This is a genomic window from Hoylesella buccalis ATCC 35310 (assembly GCF_000177075.1).
GTDB classification, from domain to species: domain Bacteria; phylum Bacteroidota; class Bacteroidia; order Bacteroidales; family Bacteroidaceae; genus Prevotella; species Prevotella buccalis.
In genome coordinates this window covers 1-20,531 of record NZ_ADEG01000111.1, presented here as the reverse complement: position 1 = coordinate 20,531, position 20,531 = coordinate 1, and the positions used below count along the sequence as shown (strand labels likewise).

General features: G+C 47.8%; 16 protein-coding genes. 9 read left to right on the top strand and 7 right to left on the bottom strand.

Annotated features, from left to right (window positions below; genetic code table 11):
* Positions 1–8: 8 nt before the first annotated feature.
* The 4 genes from HMPREF0650_RS11960 (at position 9) to HMPREF0650_RS11945 (ending at position 7,372) form a co-directional block, all read left to right on the top strand.
* Entirely contained in the window at positions 9–1,703 is a 1,695-nt protein-coding gene (locus HMPREF0650_RS11960; RefSeq protein WP_004351115.1) for a RagB/SusD family nutrient uptake outer membrane protein, read from the top strand.
* Positions 1,704–1,953: 250 nt separating this feature from the next.
* Positions 1,954–2,970, top strand: a complete 1,017-nt coding sequence (gene pta / locus HMPREF0650_RS11955; protein WP_004351113.1) for a phosphate acetyltransferase — start codon at positions 1,954–1,956, stop codon at positions 2,968–2,970.
* 337 nt (positions 2,971–3,307) lie between these two features.
* The gene (locus tag HMPREF0650_RS11950; protein ID WP_004351111.1) at positions 3,308–4,507 is read left to right on the top strand and encodes an acetate kinase; all 1,200 of its coding nucleotides are present in this window, start codon (positions 3,308–3,310) and stop codon (positions 4,505–4,507) included.
* Between the two features lie 771 nt (positions 4,508–5,278).
* The gene (locus HMPREF0650_RS11945; RefSeq protein ID WP_040563384.1) at positions 5,279–7,372 is read left to right on the top strand and encodes an outer membrane beta-barrel family protein; all 2,094 of its coding nucleotides are present in this window, start codon (positions 5,279–5,281) and stop codon (positions 7,370–7,372) included.
* A 256-nt stretch (positions 7,373–7,628) separates the two neighbouring features.
* On the opposite strand, the gene HMPREF0650_RS11940 is transcribed toward HMPREF0650_RS11945, so the two are convergent.
* The 6 genes from HMPREF0650_RS11940 to rpmH form a co-directional block, all read right to left on the bottom strand.
* Positions 7,629–8,282, bottom strand: coding sequence for a NigD1/NigD2 family lipoprotein (locus tag HMPREF0650_RS11940; protein ID WP_004351107.1), 654 nt, complete (start codon positions 8,280–8,282; stop codon positions 7,629–7,631).
* On the bottom strand, positions 8,276–9,424 hold the full coding sequence (locus HMPREF0650_RS11935) for a 1-acyl-sn-glycerol-3-phosphate acyltransferase (protein WP_004351106.1): 1,149 nt from the start codon (positions 9,422–9,424) through the stop codon (positions 8,276–8,278). Before HMPREF0650_RS11935 ends, HMPREF0650_RS11940 begins: the two co-directional genes overlap by 7 nt.
* A gap of 9 nt (positions 9,425–9,433) precedes the next feature.
* Positions 9,434–10,435 carry a D-alanine--D-alanine ligase gene (locus tag HMPREF0650_RS11930; protein ID WP_004351104.1) on the bottom strand — a complete coding sequence of 334 codons (1,002 nt, stop codon included), beginning with the start codon at positions 10,433–10,435 and terminating at the stop codon, positions 9,434–9,436.
* A 19-nt stretch (positions 10,436–10,454) separates the two neighbouring features.
* Positions 10,455–11,522 (bottom strand): RluA family pseudouridine synthase, encoded by a 1,068-nt coding sequence (locus HMPREF0650_RS11925; protein ID WP_004351103.1) that lies wholly within the window; start codon positions 11,520–11,522, stop codon positions 10,455–10,457.
* Between the two features lie 6 nt (positions 11,523–11,528).
* A complete protein-coding gene (locus tag HMPREF0650_RS11920) occupies positions 11,529–12,338 on the bottom strand; it encodes a PASTA domain-containing protein (RefSeq protein WP_004351100.1) in 810 nt (269 codons plus the stop codon).
* Between the two features lie 379 nt (positions 12,339–12,717).
* A complete protein-coding gene (rpmH, locus tag HMPREF0650_RS12910; RefSeq protein WP_004351099.1) occupies positions 12,718–12,873 on the bottom strand; it encodes a 50S ribosomal protein L34 in 156 nt (51 codons plus the stop codon).
* A 192-nt stretch (positions 12,874–13,065) separates the two neighbouring features.
* Between rpmH and efp the strand changes: the two genes are divergently transcribed.
* From efp to HMPREF0650_RS11895, 4 genes are all read left to right on the top strand, one after another.
* Positions 13,066–13,632 (top strand): elongation factor P, encoded by a 567-nt coding sequence (efp, locus tag HMPREF0650_RS11910; protein ID WP_004351090.1) that lies wholly within the window; start codon positions 13,066–13,068, stop codon positions 13,630–13,632.
* Between the two features lie 317 nt (positions 13,633–13,949).
* Complete coding sequence (locus tag HMPREF0650_RS11905; protein WP_040563376.1) at positions 13,950–15,002, top strand: glycosyltransferase family 2 protein; 1,053 nt, start codon at positions 13,950–13,952, stop codon at positions 15,000–15,002.
* A 10-nt stretch (positions 15,003–15,012) separates the two neighbouring features.
* Positions 15,013–15,762 (top strand): RadC family protein, encoded by a 750-nt coding sequence (gene radC, locus HMPREF0650_RS11900; RefSeq protein WP_004351087.1) that lies wholly within the window; start codon positions 15,013–15,015, stop codon positions 15,760–15,762.
* Positions 15,763–15,909: 147 nt separating this feature from the next.
* Complete coding sequence (locus tag HMPREF0650_RS11895) at positions 15,910–17,085, top strand: 3-keto-disaccharide hydrolase (RefSeq protein WP_004351084.1); 1,176 nt, start codon at positions 15,910–15,912, stop codon at positions 17,083–17,085.
* Between the two features lie 391 nt (positions 17,086–17,476).
* On the opposite strand, the gene kbl is transcribed toward HMPREF0650_RS11895, so the two are convergent.
* Positions 17,477–18,664 carry a glycine C-acetyltransferase gene (gene kbl / locus HMPREF0650_RS11890; protein ID WP_004351083.1) on the bottom strand — a complete coding sequence of 396 codons (1,188 nt, stop codon included), beginning with the start codon at positions 18,662–18,664 and terminating at the stop codon, positions 17,477–17,479.
* Between the two features lie 330 nt (positions 18,665–18,994).
* Between kbl and HMPREF0650_RS11885 the strand changes: the two genes are divergently transcribed.
* Positions 18,995–20,284: an ATP-binding protein gene (locus tag HMPREF0650_RS11885; protein WP_004351082.1), complete on the top strand. Its 1,290-nt coding sequence runs from the start codon at positions 18,995–18,997 to the stop codon at positions 20,282–20,284.
* The last annotated feature ends 247 nt before the right edge of the window (positions 20,285–20,531 follow it).

The window sequence follows — 20,531 nt, the reverse complement described above, 5'->3', positions numbered from 1 at the left end:
AAACAACAATGAAAAATATCATAAAGACTTTTGCTGTTGCGACATTAGCTTTCAGCATGACGGGGTGTATTGAAGAATATGACCCTCAAAGTTCCACTGTGGCACAGAAACAAGTTCAGGAAGCCCCCTCAGCCTTTCAAAGTTTGGTAGATGGCATCACGTCTACTTTGGTTGGACAATTCACATATAGAGGTAATGGCAGAGCGGCCGGAAACGATTTTGGTTATCCAACATTCTATCTCATGCGCGATGTTCAGGGACAGGACATTCTGCAGCCACACATCAACTGGTATGAGGGTTTCTACATTTCACAATACTTAGGTCCTACATACGCTAACCCACAGATGCCGTGGACCTATTATTTCGGTTGGATAAAATCTTGTAATGACGTCATCGCCATTGCAGGCGAGAATCCACAGGGCGACCGTGTGGAAGGAGCAGGTATCGCTCATGCCATGAGAGCTCTCTACTATCTCGACTTGGCACGTATGTTCGCCCCTAAGACTTATGCGAAAGATAAGAATGCCGAGACGGTGCCTATCCAAAAGGAAAACATGACGACAGAACAGGCTGCGCACAATAAGCGTGCAACCAACGAACAAATCTATGCATTTATTCTGTCTGACCTTGACAAGGCTGAGAAGTACTTGGCAAATTACTCTCGTACAACCAAGACCACACCCGACCTCTCTGTAGTCTATGGTCTAAAAGCTCGTACTTATCTTACCATGGAAGATTGGGCAAATGCCCGCAAGTATGCGAAGATGGCACAGAAGGGTTACAACATCATGTCAGGTGAACAATACACCGACCGCATGACAGGTTTCAATACGCCAAATGATGCATGGATGCTCTGTGCTACTTACAAACTTGATGACCCCAACATCCGACTGAACGACGGTGACTCAAGCTGGGGATCACAGATGTGTCTCGAGGTTGACCCTGAAACATCAGGATGTGGCTATGCTGCCAGCTATGGACAGTTCTGGCTCATCGACCGCCATCTCTATGAAACGATACCACAAACGGATGTGCGCAAAAAATGCTTTGTAGACTTTGCTATTGATGATTTGAAGGGTGCTGACGACAAAGCAACAAAAGCAATGAAACTAAAAGCACTCGAGGCATATACCGACTATCCTGCTTGGGTTTACAGAACAGGCTACAACACTACAACCAATTATGTCGGTGTTGGCGGTCTGCCACTGAAGTTTAGACTTGCTGGTGGTGAAGCTGGACGTCACAACCAAATGCTTGGCTTTGCGGTATCAGTTCCAATGATGCGCGTTGAGGAGATGTATCTCATAGAAGCCGAAGCTGCAGGTATGATGAATGAGGCAGAAGGTATAGCTCTCTTGACCAAGTTTGCCAAGATGCGTGACGCTGATTATGTTTATGGTAAGCACAACGAAGCATACGGCAACACATCAACATCTAAGTTCCAAAATGAATGTTGGTGGCAACGTCGTGTTGAGTTCTGGGGAGAAGGATTGGCTACATTCGATATCAAGCGCCTGAACAAGGGCATTATCCGTAGTTATCCTAAGAGCAACCACGTTGATGGCTACCGTTGGAATACCACAACAACTCCTGAATGGATGAACTGGTGTATCGTACAAACCGAAACCAACTATAATGTAGATTGCACCAACAACCCTGCTCCAGTAGCACCAACAGGCAACACACCTGAGCATAAATGGTAAAAACCATTGGTTAACAAATAGAAGAAAAAAAGGACTGTATTCTTTCGTGGAATACAGTCCTTTTTGCGATGTTTAGTATTTTTATAGACGTTTCATTCCGCATGTCAATAATATTTGTTATTTTTGCAATTGCAATGCAGGGTGGATGTCAACGAGTTAAATCTTTCTTTTTTGCTTTGATGTCTACCGTGGGTTGCGGGCATGTGGATGCCGCTATTATGACACAAATCAAAATATAAATAACAACATCATGGATTTATTACAGCAAATTGTTGAGCGAGCAAAAGCCGACAAACAACGTATTGTGCTCCCCGAAGCATTGGAGGAGCGAACGCTACGTGCCGCTGACCGTGTATTGGCCGACGACATTGCAGACATTATCTTGATTGGTAACCCAACGGAGATTCACAAAATGGCAGAAGCGCGAGCGCTGAAGAATATTGACAAGGCTACCATCATTGACCCTGAAAACAATCCCAAGAGTGAGGAATATGCCACGCTGTTAGCCGAACTTAGAAAGAAAAAGGGCATGACACTCGAACAAGCACGCGAGTTGGTGAAGAATCCTTTATACTTAGGCTGCATGATTATCAAGACCGAAGGTGCCGATGGACAGATTAGCGGAGCGCTGAGTACGACGGGAGATACGTTGCGCCCTGCACTGCAAATCATCAAGTGTGCGCCCGGTGTCACTTGCGTGAGTGGTGCCATGCTGTTGATTACGCAGGCAAAAGAGTATGGCGAGAATGGAGTAGTGGTTATGGGTGACGTGGCAGTTACACCTGTTCCCGATGTGGATCAGTTAGCTCAAATTGCCGTGACTACCGCTGAAACAGCAAAGAGTGTGGCAGGCTTTAAGGAACCACGCGTGGCCATGTTGAGCTTCTCTACCAAAGGCAGTGCCTCTCATGAGGTCGTTGCGAAAGTGGCAGAAGCCACAAAATTGGCTAAACAGCGTGCTCCACAACTCAAAATCGACGGCGAGTTGCAAGCCGATGCCGCTTTGGTGATGTCGGTAGGACAAAAGAAAGCACCGGGAAGTGCTATCGCTGGCAATGCCAATGTATTGGTGGTTCCCAATTTGGAAGTAGGAAACATTAGCTACAAGCTGGTACAACGTTTGGGCAATGCCATTGCCATAGGTCCTATCTTGCAAGGTATTGCGCGCCCAGTGAACGACCTTAGCCGTGGTTGCTCGGTAGATGATATCTATTATATGGTGGCCATCACCGCTTGCCAGGCACAAGATGCCAAGAAAGAGGAGTAGGAGTGATATAGTTTACAAGTTACAGCCCCACCCCTTAACCCCTCCCCGAAAGGGAGGGGAATAGATAGTTGGTTTAATTGATAAGCTCACAAATTGATAGTTCTACAACATAATTCAACATCATACAGCTAACTACTCCCCTCCCTTTTGGGGAGGGGCAGGGGGAGAGGCTTTAACAAAGAAAAATAATACAAGCCAAGCCATCTACTTCCCTCCCTTTTGGGGAGGGGCAGGGGGAGAGGCTTTAACAAAGAAAAATAATACATGCCAAGCTAACTACTCCCCTCCCTTTTGGGGAGGGGTAGGGGGAGAGGCTCTTTAATTCATAAACTTACAAATGAACATCTTAGTATTAAACTGCGGAAGCAGCTCTATCAAGTATAAACTCTACAACATGACCGACGAGTCAGTGTTGGCTCAAGGTGGTGTAGAACGTATTGGTCTCGATGAGGCCTTTGTGAAAGTAACATTGCCCAATGGCGAGAAAAAGAAAATCATGCACGACATGCCCGACCACAAAGAAGGCGTGAACTTCGTGTTCTCTTTGCTCACCGACCCCGAGATTGGGGCTATCAAGTCATTAAACGAGATTGATGCCGTAGGCCATCGCATCGTGCAAGGCGGCGACCTGTTCGAGGATAGCGTGATTGTAGATAAGCATGTGGAAGACGGAATCGAGAGCCTGTGCGACCTGGCTCCCGTACACAATGCCGGTCATCTGCGTGGCTTGCGTGCCGTGGATGCACTCATGCCCACCACACCACAGGTGTGTGTGTTCGACAATGCGTTCCATAGCACCATGCCCGATTATGCTTACCTCTATGCCGTACCATACGAACTGTACAAAAAATATCATGTACGTCGTTACGGCTTCCATGGTACCAGTCACAAATATGTGTCACAACGTGTGTGTGAATTCTTAGGTAAGGACATCAAGGACATGCGCATCATCACCTGCCACATCGGCAATGGAGCCAGTGTTACAGCCATCAAGGGCGGCAAGTGCATCGATACCTCCATGGGATTGACCCCCTTGGCTGGTGTGATGATGGGTTCGCGTTCGGGCGACATCGACCCTTCGGCCGTTACCTATCTCATGGAGAAGTTGGGCAAGAAGCCTCAAGAGATGGCCGATTTCTTGAATAAGGAGAGTGGTGTACTCGGTATTACCGGCATTTCATCGGACATGCGCGAGATAGAATCGGCAGCCGAAGAGGGCAATGAGAAGGCTCTGTTGGCACTGAAGATGTACAACTACCGCATCAAGAAATACATTGGTGCCTACGCTGCTGTTATGGGTGGCGTTGACATCATCGTGTGGACGGCTGGCGTAGGCGAGAATCAGATAAGTACTCGCCTTGAGGCTTGCAGCGGATTAGAGTTCTTGGGTGTAAAGATGGATGCCGAAGCCAACAAGGTTCGTGGCAAGGAAGCCATCATCTCTGCCCCCGACTCGAAGGTCACCGTTTGTGTGATTCCTACCGATGAAGAGATTGTCATCGCACGCGACACCATGCGATTGGTGACAGAAAAATAACTTTCTTCGATATAAAAACAAGTCAAAGGGGATATGCCAAATGGTGTATCCCCTTTTAAGTTTACGCTTTGTTCACGTTGACAGAATGAGAATCATGCGTGTCCGTATGTATATTTTTCTTGACAACGTGCCTCTTCATGCTTGGCGTATTTGCAAACAACCTTGCGTCTGACCGAAAATACGCTAAGGATAAACAGCTTTTGTATCTCTTTGATAAATAGGGTTTTATGGGTTTATACTGACAATTGGCTCTCATGCTTCATGCGTTTTGTAGACAAAAGCATTGCTTTAAGCGAGCAATATGCATGCTTTAGCATGCCAACAGCCTGTAGATTAAAGGCCAAAGTGAAACCTTTAATCAGGTTAAGGCATGCTTTTGATGGTAAATAGCCGAATTTCTTGACCCAATTACTCCCTGTTTACCTCCTGCCAGCCTATTGATTTTTTCCAGATTGAAAGTTTTGAATGGCTGTTTTTAGGGGGAAATTTGGTAAAAATAGTCAACGAATTATAGGTGCTTGCCAAACGCCTATTTCCCTTGCCAACTCTCTTTCACAGAACGAACATCGGCACTGCTAATCGATGGAAAGGCCTCTTTCTTCATCATAGGATTATCCCCCCAAAGCGCTGTGCCTTTTCCTTGATGCTTCTGTTGGTAATGCTATCATTGCCACTTATATACAAGTTTTTTGGGGATTCATGATTTTATTTTATAAATTTGCGCTGTATTCATTAGTCGAATCAGTCAAACTCAACCAACATCAGCAGCAAATGAGATGTAGAATGTTTTTCTTGGGATGTATCTTGGCATCCACCTTATCCATTCACGCACAAGTGCAAAGTTCAAAGGATTCACTCACCATGGAATCCATGATGCACAATCTTCCTGAAGTAATGGTAAAGGGCTCGCGCCCCATCGTCAAGGCTGAGCGTGGCATGCTATTGTACAATATGCCGCTGCTGTTGAAGCAGTTGCCTGCCGACAACGCTTATGGGGCTCTCACACGCATTCCCGGTGTCAGCGATGCCACTGGTAGTATCTCCCTCTTGGGCAATGCGGTGACGCTGATTGTCAATGGACAAGCCACTACGTTGACGCAAGAACAGCTGGCAGACAGACTGAAAGCGATGCCTGCCGCACAGTTGGCAAAGGCCGAGGTGATGTTGTCTGCCCCAGCTCGCTATCATGTTCGTGGCATGGCTATCAACATTGTTACGAAAGATTATGCTGGCACCAATCAGTTGTCGGGACAGATGGTTGGCGGATTGCAGCAAAGCAAATATTCAACTGGCTTTGGCAATCTTTACCTTTCCATGCAAAGAGGCAAGTTTGGACTGGATGCGCAATATCAATACGTTAACGGCAATTCATACAGTGAGTCTTCACGCATAGCCAATCATCCTTTGGGCAGCAAACGTGTAAACTATTATGACGAAACTTGGCAGAAGTCGTTTGGCATCACACACGACTACCGATTGGGTATGAATTATGCGTTCAGCAAGAATCATCATCTCGACATTGCCTATACCGGAAATTGGGAAAAGGCCAGCTCCAACATCCAAACGACTGGTTTGAGTGTAGGCAGAACGCACCATGATAGTCATGAGTATCTGCACAATGTGGATGTCAACTACTCACTTCCTTTCGGACTTATCCTTAGCGGCTCGTACACTTACTATCGCACGCCGCAGCAACAATGGCTTGACGGCACGTTGCAGGTGGATGAAAATACGACTGAAACAGAACGCAACCTGACGAGTAGCAGTGAGCAGACCATCAATAAATGGATGTTTACGGCAGACCAAACCCATTCATTGTCACATGGATGGGGATTGTCGTATGGCGTGCAAGGACAGTTTGCGAGCAACAAGAGCTATCAGAACACCCTCGATAAGAAGGGAAACATTTTACCCGATGCGACCAGTAGTGTTGACATCAATGAGCGGATATGGAACATGTATGCAGGTTTCAGCAAGCAGGTCAACAAGGCAATCAGTCTTGAGGCTTCCGTTGCTGCCGAGCAATACCACTCCCCGATGTGGGATAAATGGCGCATCTATCCTACGCTCAATGCTTTGTGGAGCATCAACGACAACCATTTGCTCAATCTCTCCTTCAATTCCAATTCAGTGTTTCCGAGCTATTGGTCAACCATGAGCAATGTGTTTTACTCATCCACCTACACAGAGGTACATGGCAATCCCGATTTGAAACCATACTCCTATTATAATGTCAACCTGATGTGGCAGATCAAGAGACGTTATACGCTGATGGCTTTCGCAAGTCTGAAGCCAGATTATTTCGTGCAGTTGCCTTATCAGACAGCAGACCGAGTGGCTGTCATCATGAAGGAAACCAACTTCGATTATTCAAATAACTTCGGACTACAGGCCTCTGCCATCTTCAGTGCGGGCAAATGGTTCAACGGAAACGTGTTTGCCGTAGGAACCTACAAGCACGAGAAGAGCAGCCATTTCTTCGACTTGCCATTCAATCGAAAGAAACTTTCTGCTATATTTGGAGGTACTGCATCGGTAAAACTTTGCAAAACACAGGACTTGCGTCTTATTCTGAATCCTTTCTTTCAGTCAAAGGCAATACAGGGAGTTTATGACATCAGTCCCATCTTCCGAATGAATGCCAAACTGCAATGGTCGTCAAACGATGGAAAATGGGGGCTGCGCCTCAATGGCAACAACATCTTCAACTACAAATACGACACTCGTTCCGTACAAGGCAACCAAGACTATCGTATGAAGATCAACAACAGTTGGTCTACCGTTACTTTTGCAGTTGTCTATAAGTTCGGTGGTTACAAGGAAAAGAAAGTTAAGGAAGTTGATACCTCACGCATGGGGCACTAAAGAGAATAAAGCGTTTCTTACATGATTATACCGTATATAGGGGGTGTAGGAAACGCTGTTTATAGCCTATATATTATGGTAAAGCAGACAATAAAGCAAGCCAGACAAGAAACTATGCGGACTTGGACTGAATGTAAGGGGCTGTTCGCTTTTCGCGGCTGACAATGAGATTTTGGGGAAATAATGTATGAAAACCGCAAGCCTTTGATAGGCGGTAGTGGTTATAATTACGTTGAAAAGAAGGTGCATTGACAGCCTACAAAACAAATGTTTTCTCCACCATGCCCTGGTAGGTGTTTACTTTAAGGCGGATGGAATCGCCAGATTTGTAGGAAGCCGTGGGGATGCTGATGTAAAGGATGTTGGTGTAATAGGAAGGAACCTGGTTGCGGTTGTGCAACAGCTGTAGGTCAATGGCCTTCTTGCCATTGGTGTGTGTCACTTGCTTGTTGAGCACGATGCCAATTTTTTGCTTCTGTTTCTCGTCATTGGGCTTTCCAGACATCACGCCTAACCGCAGGTTGATGTACTTCTTGTTTTGGCTTAGCCAGCTGCTTTGCAGCTTCACGGGATCGGTGGGGGTGTTTTTTGATGGCTTCATTGGGTGCAACACCCACACCTTGACGCATGTGTTACCTTCCGTTTTGTCAGGTGATTTTTTATAATAGAGCATGGCTCGGTAGGTACTGTCGGGTGTGGTGGCCCAATGACAGCTGAAGGGAGGACTGAATGTGAGCTTCTCATCGGTGTCCGTCACGGCGTAATCTATCTTGCATTTGGCTGCGGTGTGCATGTCTGCCATCTCGGCCTTGAGGTACGAGTACTGTCCGTCGCCTGCCTCGTAGGGGTCGATGGTGCAGGCTGCTAACAGACTTACAACGCTCAAGGCAAGGACGGAGAATCTCAACATGCGGCCAAATGGTTTTTCAGGGGATTAGCATACATCGTCAGCATGCGCTCTCTCAGGTAGGCTTCATCCTTGTTGGGGATATCTATCTTGGCGAGTTGGTCCGACAAGTATTGCTCAAATGTTGCTTTGTCTTGCGGGGTGTAGTGGCTCGATGCGGCGTTGTTCCCTTCCAACAGGTCGTAGGCGACGTAGTTATTGGGATAGATGCGGTAGTTACGGTGTATCTCTTGGTCGATGTGTGCGGCTATCATGCGGTACAAATCGGCCTTTGGCATGTTGGCATCCAGCGTGCTGAGGTAATCGTCAATGCAGGGTGCACAGTGATAGTGGATGTGCCCCTTGTAGCCCATGATGCCCGTTTGCATGCTCACGATGTCGTCTTGCGGTCCTTTCTTCCATCCGGGGTTGTCGCGCTTCAGTTGGAACTCGGCTGCTTTGAGGTAGTCGCAGGGGTCGTATTCGTACGAGATGGCCAGCGGAACCAGATGCAGTTGTTGCAGTCGGTCGATGATGTTGCCCTCTCCACCCATGGCCATCATCTTCAATATGCTTTCTGCCGTGCGGTCGTCAGAATCCTTCGCACGTCCCTCTCGCTGTGCTATCCAGATGTTTTCTTTCTTCTCTCCAATGGCGAAGTGCATGTATGCGGAGAGCCGTTTGCTGGTGGCGAGCATCTCTCGGAACGACACACTGCGCTCAACGATGAAGGCCTTGTTGACCCGCACCAGGTCTTTGACCCATGGCAGCGATAGCAGATTGTCGCCAATGGCAATCTCGCAGGTGGTCGGAAAGTTGTGATCTATCAGCAGTTTTGCCAACAGTCCCGAATCGAGAACAATGTCACGGTGGTTGCTGATGAACGTGTAGTTGCGCTCATTGCTGATGGCCGTGGCATCCATGTCACAACTCTTGGCTTTCTGCGCCAACAGCTTCTGCAAGAATTCATAGCAGAAAGCCTTCTGAAAGTCAACGTTCGTCTTGCAGGCATGCAGCCGTTGGGCAATTGCATCCGTTGGCACGTTGGGATAAAGATAGGCCAACACCTGCTGAAACTGTGGGTCGGCCAACAGTCGATCAAACACTTTCGGCAGCTCTTCGGGCTCGAAAGGACGGATGGAGTCGAATTCGGATGGGATATGCATGATGGGGAGTTAGAATTGGTTTTCTACGATTTCGGTCAGCACGTCGGTGATGTTCAGGCCTGCTGCGCGTACCTGTTGTGGAATAAAGCTGGTTGGTGTCATGCCCGGAGTGGTGTTCACCTCGAGCATGTTCACCACGTCTTGGCCCGCTTCGTCTTTGGTGATGATGTAGTCAATGCGGATGATGCCGTTGCATTGTAGGATGTCATAAATCCTACTTGTTTGCTCAGCAACCTCCTTGGCCGTTTGTTCAGAGATGCGGGCAGGTGTTATTTCCTGCACCTGACCGTTGTATTTGGCATCGTAGTCGAAGAATTCGTTGCTGCTCACCACCTCTGTTGCGGGGAACACTACGCTCTTCTCGCGGGTCTTGTAGCAGCCAATGGACAGTTCGGTTCCATCCATGAAATGCTCAATCATGGCCGTGTCGCTCTCCATGAAGGCCCTGCGCAAGGCCGGAGCCAGCTGGTCTGTGTTCTTCACTTTGGTCACTCCGAAGCTCGAACCGTCAGCAACAGGCTTGACAAAGCAGGGCATGCCAAGGACATCTTGCACCTCCTGCTCGCAGAGTTTGTCCTCTTCCCCACGTTTCACCAACATACTTTTGGCCACTTTGACGCCGAATGCAGCGAGGTAGTTGTTCAGAACGTACTTGTTGAAGGTCATTGCTTCCACCAACACACCGCTGGTAGAGTAGGGTATGTGCAACAGCTCAAAGTAGCCTTGCATGATGCCATTCTCACCTGGAGTGCCGTGAATGGTGATGTAGGCGTAGTCGAAAAGCACGGCTTCGCCTTCTTTAACGAACGAGAAGTCGTTTTTATCGATGCTGGCTGTGTCGCCGTTGTCAAAGCAAACGTTCCAGTCTTGTCCCTTGATGGTGACGATGTAGACATTGTATCGCTCTTTGTCAAAAAACGAATAGAGGCCTTGTGCCGAACGTATGGATACGTCGTATTCTGATGAATCGCCACCGCAAACGATGGCAATGTTACGTTTCAGATCATTCATAGATGATGTATATTTTTGTTTATTCTTCAAAAGTATCGTTGTTAGTGCCGTGAACATAGGTGCTCCACTTGTCGAGAAGTTGCTGCATGTCGTTGGGCAAGTCGGAGGTGAAGTCCATCTGTCGGCCTGTTGTGGGGTGTACAAATCCCAATGTTTTGGCGTGCAAGGCTTGTCGGTTGCACACTTTGAAGCAGTTTTGAATGAATGCTTTGTAGGTTGAGCTGCGTTGTCCGCGCAGAATTTCGGTACCTCCATATCGCTCATCGCCAAACAGCGGGTGTCCAATGTGCTTCATGTGGGCGCGTATCTGATGCGTTCTTCCCGTTTCCAGGATACATTCCACGAGCGTTACATAGCCGAAACGCTCGAGTATGCGATAATGTGTAACGGCGCTTTTGCCTATCTCACTGTCGGGTGGAAACACGTTCATGCGCAACCTGTCTCTTGGGTCTCGCCCGATGTTGCCCTCTATACGCCCTTCCTCCTCGTTGAAGTTGCCCCACACCAAGGCGTTGTAGCTACGGTGAGTGGTCTTGTTGAAGAACTGAAGTCCAAGCTTTGTCTTGGCAACAGGTGTCTTGGCGATGACCAACAGTCCGCTGGTGTCTTTGTCGATGCGATGAACAAGCCCCACTGCGGGGTCGTTGGCATCAAACGAAGTCAAATCTTTCAGGTGCCAAGCCACGGCGTTAATCAGTGTTCCGTGAAAGTTTCCGGCACCTGGATGCACCACCATGCCGGGCGCTTTGTTAACCACCATGAGGTCGGAATCTTCATACACGATGTCCAAGGGAATGTCTTCGGCCTCAATGGTATGGTCGTGTTGCGGCGCATCCAGCATCAAGGTGATGACATCTAACGGGCGAACTTTGTAGTTGCTCTTTACGGGTTGGTCGTTTACATGCACGAATCCGGCGTCCGCGGCTTTTTGAATACGGTTGCGACTGGAGTGTTTCAGGCGTTCAAACATGTATTTGTCCACCCGCAAAGGCTCCTGTCCTTTGTCTACAACGATGCGGAAATGCTCATAAAGTTGCTGTTCCTCATCGTCTTCCAACAACGTCATGTCCTGTGCTTCTTCGGCCATCTATTCTTATTTTGGAGTGGATTTGGGTGATTTAGGCGTGGTCGGTTCGGTCTTCCTGGGTGCCGTCGGTTCTTTCTTCTGTGGCACGGTGGGTTCCGTTTTGCTTGGGTTGATGGGCTTGACCTCTTGTGGATGAGTTGTTGTTTCCTCCGTTTCCGTCACTGGTCCCGTCACTTCTTCAAATCCATCAACGTCATCCTCTTCGCTTGGGTCATATTCAGGATAAATCGGATCTACATAGTCAATCACGTCAGTGGAGTCGCGCATGCCGTTTCCCGCTTGGATAATCACCGTGTCTTCGATGGAAATCCTGTCGCCTGTCACCACATGTTTCCCTCGAACCAGAATGCCGTATACCCAGTCTTTCTCGCCTGGAATGAATTGAGGTGTGCCCACTTTGAAACCCATAGCGGTGAGTTTGGCCATAGCTTCACGCAGCGAGCTGTTGTCAATAACGTCGGGCAGGGTGATGGTTGGTGATTTAGAGGCGTTGATGGTGAGGTAGATGATGCGCCCAGTCTTCACCTTGTCGCCAGCTGCGGGCGTTTGTTCCAACACGCAGTCGGGGGGTATTGTCTTCACATATCCTGTATCACTCACCACAGCCTTAAAGCCTAACTGACTTAATATTTTCTCTGCTTCCTTGAAAGATTTTCGCTTCACGTCGGGAATGGCAATCGATTCACCGTGATGTGTGTAGATGTCGAGGCCATACCGCACACCAAGACAAACCAAAACAATAGCGACGGCCATGCCCAGGAGGTTCCCCCACAGGTAAAAGCTCTTAAATTTATTGAAAAATTCAGATGATTTCATTCCCTTTCTTGATGGCTTGTTGATGTAGCATGGCCAAATTCATGACAGCTTATCTTTATGCAAAGATAGTGCAAATTGCACAAAAAGCAAATTTGTTTACTATGCTTAGGCGCAGCCTGTCTTTTGCAAAAACAGCGCAAGCCGAGCGCAGTCAAGCTTGTTTGCAATTGCCGAGGCGCTGCCTGTTTTATGCAAAGATAGGTCAATTCGCAGATAATACAAAATAAAAGTTCTTGTTTTTTCAGCGCTGGTTAACTGTTGTCGCTGGTGCGTTGAGTGTGGGTTAACTGCCGACACCGTAGCCGTGAAAGATGCAAAAAGCAGCAAAGACCTAATTCTTTGCTGCTTTTTGGCGTCACGCCCGATAAGCTATGCTTGCTTATTTGCCGTGATGTTCGTCAGAAACGGTTAATTTCTTGCGGCCATGAGCACGACGCGAAGCCAGTACGCGACGACCATTCTTTGTTGCCATTCTCTCACGGAATCCGTGTTTGTTCACCCTTCTTCTGTTGTGTGGCTGAAATGTTCTCTTCATTGTTATTGATATTTATATTATTGTTTTCTGATTACTTTGGGGTGCAAAAGTACTCATTATTTTCGGAATAACAAAGGATTAAACTATTTTTCGGCTCAAAAAGTATGCTTTTTTGCAATTTATTCGTAACTTTGCACCGTTTTATAATGAGTTACAAGCTATATATATAATTTTTTCAAGATAAACAAACAAATGATCAATTCACAGGAAATAAAGATCGGAACATGTATCCGTCTTGACGGAAAAATTTGGACTTGCATCGATTTTCAGCACAGAAAGCCGGGCAAGGGTAACACAGTCATGATCACCAAGCTGAAGAATGTTTCAGACGGCCGTGTCTTGGAACGTACCTTTCAGATAGGTTTCAAGTTGGAAGATGTGCGTGTTGAGCGTCGTCCTTATCAGTATTTGTATGAAGATGCTACTGGTTGTATCTTCATGAATCAGGAAACTTTCGAGCAGATTCCTTTGCCCAAGTCAGCTGTGACGGGTGGAGACTTCATGAAAGAAGGCGATGTAGTAGAGGTAGTTACTGACACCAGCGACGGCAGTGTGCTGTTGGCTGAAATGCCGGTGAAGACCGTTTTGCGCATCACCCACTCTGAACCGGGCATCAAGGGCAACACTGCCACCAACGCTACCAAGCCAGCTACGCTCGAAACGGGCGTAGAAGTGCGTGTTCCGCTGTTCGTCAACGAGGGCGAACTGATTCAGGTAGACACCCGTGATGGCAGTTACCTGAACCGCGTGAGCGAATAAACGTCTTTTATAAAGAATATACAAGTCTCTCTTTACAGAGGGGAAGAACGAGAGGTTACTGCATCGGAATGGGTGTTGTAACCTCTTTTTCTTTATTGTTGATGACGCGTCTGCCGTTCGCAGTGCACAACATCGAAAACCATAGTGCGTTGTATCGAAACCCATAGTGCGCTGCATGGAAATCCATAGTGCGCTGCATCGAAACCCATAGTGCGCTGCATGGAAATCCATAATGCGCTGCATAGAAATCCATAATGTGCTGCAACGAAGCCATCAACTTGTCAACTTGTCAACTCGTTAACTCGTCAACTAAAAATATGAAATACAGCGTAATAGTTCCGGTGTACAACCGACCGGATGAGATAGATGAACTCTTGGAGAGTATGCGGCGACAAACATTCACCGATTTTGAGGTGCTGATTGTCGAAGACGGTTCATCTTGTCCTTGTGATAAGGTGTGTGAGAAATATGCAAACCTACTGGACATCAAGTATTTCATGAAGCCAAACGGTGGCCCGGGCGACAGTCGTAACTACGGCGCTGAGCGGGCCTCGGGTGAGTACCTCATCATTCTGGACAGCGATGTGGTGGTGCCGCACGACTATTTTTATGAGGTGGAAAAGGAGCTGAAGGCTGCTCCGGCCGACGCATTCGGTGGCCCTGACCGTGCACATCCGTCGTTCAGCGACACCCAGAAGGCCATCTCGTATGCCATGACCGCCTTCTTCACCACGGGTGGCATTCGTGGTGGCAAGAAGAAGTTGGACAAGTTTTACCCCCGTTCGTTCAACATGGGCGTTCGGCGCAACGTCTATCTGAAGCTCGGCGGATTCAGCAAAATGCGCTTTGGCGAGGACATCGACTTCTCCATCCGCATCTTCAAAGGCGGCTACTCCTGCCGATTGTTCCCCAAAGCGTGGGTGTGGCACAAGCGCCGTACTGATTTTCGTAAGTTTTTCCGACAGGTGTTCAACAGCGGCATTGCCCGCATCAACCTCTATAAGAAGCACCCCGAGAGCCTCAAGCTGGTGCATCTGCTGCCCACGGTGTTCACCTTGGGCGTGACGTTGCTGTGTTTTCTCATGATATTCGGACTGATTTTGTGGTCGGGACCCAGCAACCATTTCAGCACTCATAGCGTTGGCAAGTATCTCTTTTGGGGCGGGTTGTCGCCGCTTGTCATCTATTGTCTGGCCATTTTAATCGACTCTTCCTACCGCAATGAAAGCCTAAGAATAGGATTTCTCAGCATTCGGGCCGCCTTCATCCAACTCTTTGGCTACGGCCTTGGCTTCATCAGTGCTTGGTACAAGCGATGCATGCGTGGCAAGGGTGAGTTCCATGCTTTTGACAAAACGTTCTACCGATAAAATTGCCATCATGAACCACCCCCAGGACAGCAGTCGCCCGTGTTCTCTGCAGGATGAGAACAGGCAGGACGTTCCTACGCGTCTGGCCATCAACCATTGGTCGGAAGACGACCGACCGCGCGAAAAATTGGAGCGACTGGGGGCTTCCTCGCTGTCTAACGCTGAGCTATTGGCCATTCTCATCGGGTCGGGATCGACGGATGAGAGTGCCGTTGACTTGATGAAACGCCTGCTCAGCAGCTGTAACAACAACCTCAACAGTCTGGGCAAACTGTCCATTCACGACCTCACTCGTTACAAGGGCATCGGTCCGGCCAAGGCCATCACCATCTTGGCAGCTTGCGAACTGGCCAAGCGCAGAGCCATGGAGCGGGCCGAAGAACGGCAAGATTTGGGGTCGGCCGCCGCCATCTACGACTACATGCACCCCCGCATGCAAGATTTGGACGTGGAGGAGGCCTGGGTGTTGCTGATGAACCAAAACTTCAAGCTTATCAAGTCGGTACGCATCAGTCATGGTGGCATCAGCGAAACGGCCGTCGATGTGCGTGTCATCATGCGCGAGGCGGTGCTCTGCAACGCCACGGTCTTGGCCTTGTGCCACAACCATCCCAGCAACAATACCACACCCAGCAGCGATGATGACCGACTGACCAAGCGCGTGAAGCAGGCCGCTGAGACCATGCGCATCTACTTTCTCGACCACATCATCATCACCGATGGTCGCTACTACAGCTATCGTGAGGAAGGCAGGTTGTAGCCGTAACGAACTTGTGTGTGCAGGTAAGCTCAATTTAGAAATGCAACTTTTTGCGCAGCAGGCGGGATATTACAAACAAAATCCTTATTTTTGCATGGGTATGGTTGATGCCGTACCTATCATTCATTATTTAGAAAAATCTATTACATGAGAAAGAGAAACTTTTATTTTGTATGGGCAGTCTTTTTTGCCTTTTCCTTTGCTCCCCTTCAGGCCGGCGCTATCAGCCAGCCAGGCACAAACAATCTTCAGGTAAATCATCCGACGCTTGACCGCTCCTTGGATGGGGTGTACCGATTGTTGGATGAGATGAGAGCCGGCATGGATGCCAAGGCGCAGAATCGGGCAGCTGCACAAGCTGTCAAGTTGGTGGTTGCCTCCAGTAAGAATGGGGAGGTAAAAACACTGTATCTGCGTGAACTCATGCAGTTTACCGAGAGTAGTAGCCAGCAAAAAACCATCTTGAAAGAGTTGGGCAAGACGCGTTCGTACAAGGCGCTGCTGTATGCCTCCTCTTTCTTGAACCATCCGTATCTCAAGAAAACAGCTGCACAAACCGTGTCACAGTTGGTGTTGAGTCGTCCTGACTTCTTGGATGAGGGAACGAAACCCGCTGTGGAAAAAGCCTGTGCCTTGCTATCTGGTTCGAAGGCCAAAACGCTTCGGCAGCTCGTCGACAAACAAACGCGGCAACACCAAGTGAAAACCGGCTTCGTTAGTCTGTTCAATGGAAAGGATTTGACAGGCTGGAAGGGCTTGGTGGCCAATCCTATTAAACGACTTCAAATGTCCAGTCAGGAACTGGCTGCCGCGCAGGTGAAGGCCGATGCACAAGCTAAGAAAAGTTGGGTTGTAGAAAATGGTGTACTTGTTTTTACGGGGAAAGGCGACAATCTTTGCACCGTTCGTCAATATGGTGACTTTGAAATGCTGATCGACTGGAAGTTGCATCATGGCAAAGAACCCGATGCGGGCATTTATCTGCGTGGCACCCCGCAGGTGCAGATTTGGGATACGGCTCGTGTGCATGTAGGTGCGCAAGTGGGATCTGGTGGTCTATATAATAATAAGGTGTACGAAAGTAAACCTTTGAAAGTGGCTGACGAGCGAGTGGGCGAGTGGAATACGTTCAGAATTAAGATGATAGGCGACCGCGTCACCGTGTGGCTGAATGGCGAACTGGTGGTGAACAACGTGGTGATGGAAAACTATTGGGATCGCAAACAGCCTATCCCTTCTATCGAGCAGATAGAATTGCAGGCGCACGGCAGCAAGGTGAGTTATCGTGATATCTACATTCGTGAGATTCCACGAAAACCATGACGCCTGATTGCTTTTGAGGACTGGATAGGTAAGTGCGTCCACAAAAGCCACAGGCTGCATCATCATTCCTATGTTGTTTTAGTGGTGGCGTGTCAAAAAAAAGTTTCTGTTTTTTGACACGTCACCACTGCTGTTTTTTCTTAGTGTGTGGCAATTGGTTTTCAATAGCATGGAGATTGACCGTCAAAGTGATTGAGGTTGAGCATCAAAGGCATATCGTTTGTGCCCTAATTCCATATCTTTTGCCGAGCTGGATTTTTGCCGTTGATCATCAGATGTTTACGATTACTGCCCCGTACCATAAAAAACGCTGTACAGCCAGAGCCGTACAGCGTCGATTTGTTTTAAATAGTTTGTTTTTTTTCAAAGTGCGTTTGACGTCGCACGCGCATTATTTCAGTACGTCCAACTCCTTGCCAATCTTGATAAAGGCATTGATGCACTTGTCCAGTTGTTCGCGCGTGTGTGCGGCAGAGAGCTGAACACGGATGCGAGCCTCGCCCTTCGGCACTACCGGATAGTAGAAGCCGGTGACGTAAATGCCCTCGTCGAGCAATTTAGCCGCATATTTCTGTGACAGCGGCGCATCGTAAAGCATCACGGCACAGATGGCACTCTGCGTGGGTTTGATGTCAAATCCTGCTGCCAGCATCTTATCACGGAAGTAGGTAACGTTCTCCACCAGTTTGTCATGCAGGCTGTTGCCTTCTTTCAACATCTTGAAGACCTCCAGACTGGCGCCGATGATGCTCGGTGCAAGCGAGTTGGAGAAGAGGTACGGACGACTGCTCTGGCGCAGCATGTCGATGATTTCCTTGCGGCCAGTGGTGAATCCTCCGAGGGCACCGCCAAAGGCTTTGCCCAACGTTCCCGTGTAGATGTCCACGCGGCCGTAGGTGTCTTTCAGTTCACTCACGCCGTGACCGGTTGCGCCAACCACACCTGCCGAGTGGCTCTCGTCTACCATCACCAAAGCATCATACTTCTCTGCCAGGTCGCAAATCTCATCCATCGGTGCCACGTTGCCATCCATCGAGAACACGCCGTCGGTGCAGATGATGCGGAAACGCTGTGCCTGTGCTTCTTTCAGGCATTTCTCCAGCTCGGCCATGTCGCCGTTGGCATAGCGGTAACGCTTGGCCTTGCACAGCCTGACGCCGTCGATGATGGATGCGTGGTTGAGCGCATCCGAGATGATAGCGTCTTCGTCGGTGAGCAATGCACCGAACAATCCGCCGTTGGCATCAAAGCACGCTGCGTAGAGAATGGTGTCCTCGGTCTTGAAATATTCGCTGATGGCGGCTTCCAACTCTTTGTGAATGTCTTGTGTGCCACAGATAAAACGGACGGAAGACATGCCGAACCCGCGGCGATCCATCATCTTCTTAGACGCCTCAATCAGGCGCGGATGGTTGGAAAGTCCCAGATAGTTGTTGGCACAGAAGTTCAACACTTCTTTCCCTTTCACCATAATGGCTGCGTCTTGCGGACTCTCAATGATTCTTTCCTCTTTGTAAAGACCTGCTTCTCTTAGTGCATCGAGGCTCTGACTAAGATGTTCTTTCATTTTACCGTACATAATATTAGGTTTTTAATTTGTCCTTCCTACAAAGTAAGTCATTATTTTTGACATGACAACGGATTTCATGTTATTTTTTATAAAAAGTGCCTGGCTCCTTCGTTTAAAAATAAAACGCGTGGGAAAAAATGTGGCGTATGTAGGTTACAACTAAGGTAAAATATCAAACAATCACATCTAAAACTATAAATAAATCACATCTAAAACTACAAATAAAACAGCACAAAAACTTAAAATAAAATGCAGCAAAAACTTAAAATATATATGGCAATTGAATAAAAATGAGTATCTTTACAGGCAGAAATAAGAAAAGCCAAAAAACAATAGAAGATGGTATATTTAAAACGTGTTTTTGATGATCAACTTAAAGCTCATCTGAAAGCAATGGGAGCCGTGCTTATAGAGGGACCGAAATGGTGTGGCAAAACAACCACAGCCAGACAATTGGCCAACAGCGTTATCAGTTTGCAAGACACAGACCATCGCGATGAGTATATGGCAACAGCCAGGACAAAGCCATCGTTCTTGCTGGAAGGAAAAGTACCGCGTTTGATTGATGAATGGCAAGATGGCCCGATGTTATGGGATGCAGTGCGTACAATAGTCGACGAGCGTGGTGTGCCGGGACAATTCATCTTGACAGGGTCTAACGCTGTAGATGACCGAAACATTCATCACAGTGGAACTGGACGCATCTCTCGAGTGGAGATGTTGCCCATGAGCCTGTGGGAATATGGAGAATCTAATGGCAGTGTGTCATTGATGGAGATGTTTGAGAACCCACAAGAAGAAGTTTACGCTACTTCAGAGCTGAAAATGGAAGAAATTATCTTTTCTGCATGTAGAGGTGGTTGGCCTGCAACATTGAATTTAGGTGACGATAAGTCAAAACTGCTTGTTGCCAAAGAGTATGTGAAATCTGTATATAAAAATGACATATCACGTATAGACGGAGTGAAAAGGAATCAGAAGTTGGCGCACGCAATTATGAAATCATACGCACGCAATATCTCCACATTGGCAAAAACAACCTCGATATTGGCTGATGTTACCGCAGCAGATGATATAGAATGCACCAGACCTACTCTTGAAAGCTACGTTGAAGCATTGGAAAAGCTGTTTGTCATTCAGGATATTGAGGCCTGGTGCCCATCCATTAGAAGTAAGACCGCAATTCAAAGCAGACCCAAACGATCGTTCTGCGACCCTTCAGTTGCAGTGGCATCGCTCAATCTTTCACCGCATGTATTGATGACCCAACTGAAAACATTCGGCTTTATTTTCGAACAAATGTGTGCACGTGATCTTAGGGTGTATTCTGCTTCTCATGACAGCCGCTTGTCATATTACCGTGACCGCTATGGTTTGGAAGCCGACTTGGTGCTTCATCTTGATGACGGGCGATATGCGCTGATAGAGTGTAAGCTTGGCAGTCGTGAAGTAGAAGAAGGAGCCAAACATTTGTTGGAAATAAAACGACTCGTTCATGAGCATAACAAAACGGAAAAGCAAGTGCCACTGCGAGAGCCTGATTTGATGATTGTCATGACGGGTGGCAGTATGGCCTACACACGTCCTGACGGTGTTAAAGTCATACCGCTTGCTTGCTTAAAAGATTAGGATACCCACGTTTCGGATTGAGATTCGGCAGTTGATGCATCTTCATGAAAAGGCTTAAGGAATTTCCTGTGGCCACCGAAATGGCATCTTAAATGAATAAGCGTAACGATAGGGCTTTGCAGTGGCCTTTATAGGAAAGAACGTAATAGGAGTTTCCTAGATTCAATTAGTTGCTAAAGTAAACTCCCAATAGACATGGGACTGAATGGTGACATGGCAACGGCTTTCATGTTATTTTTTATAAAAA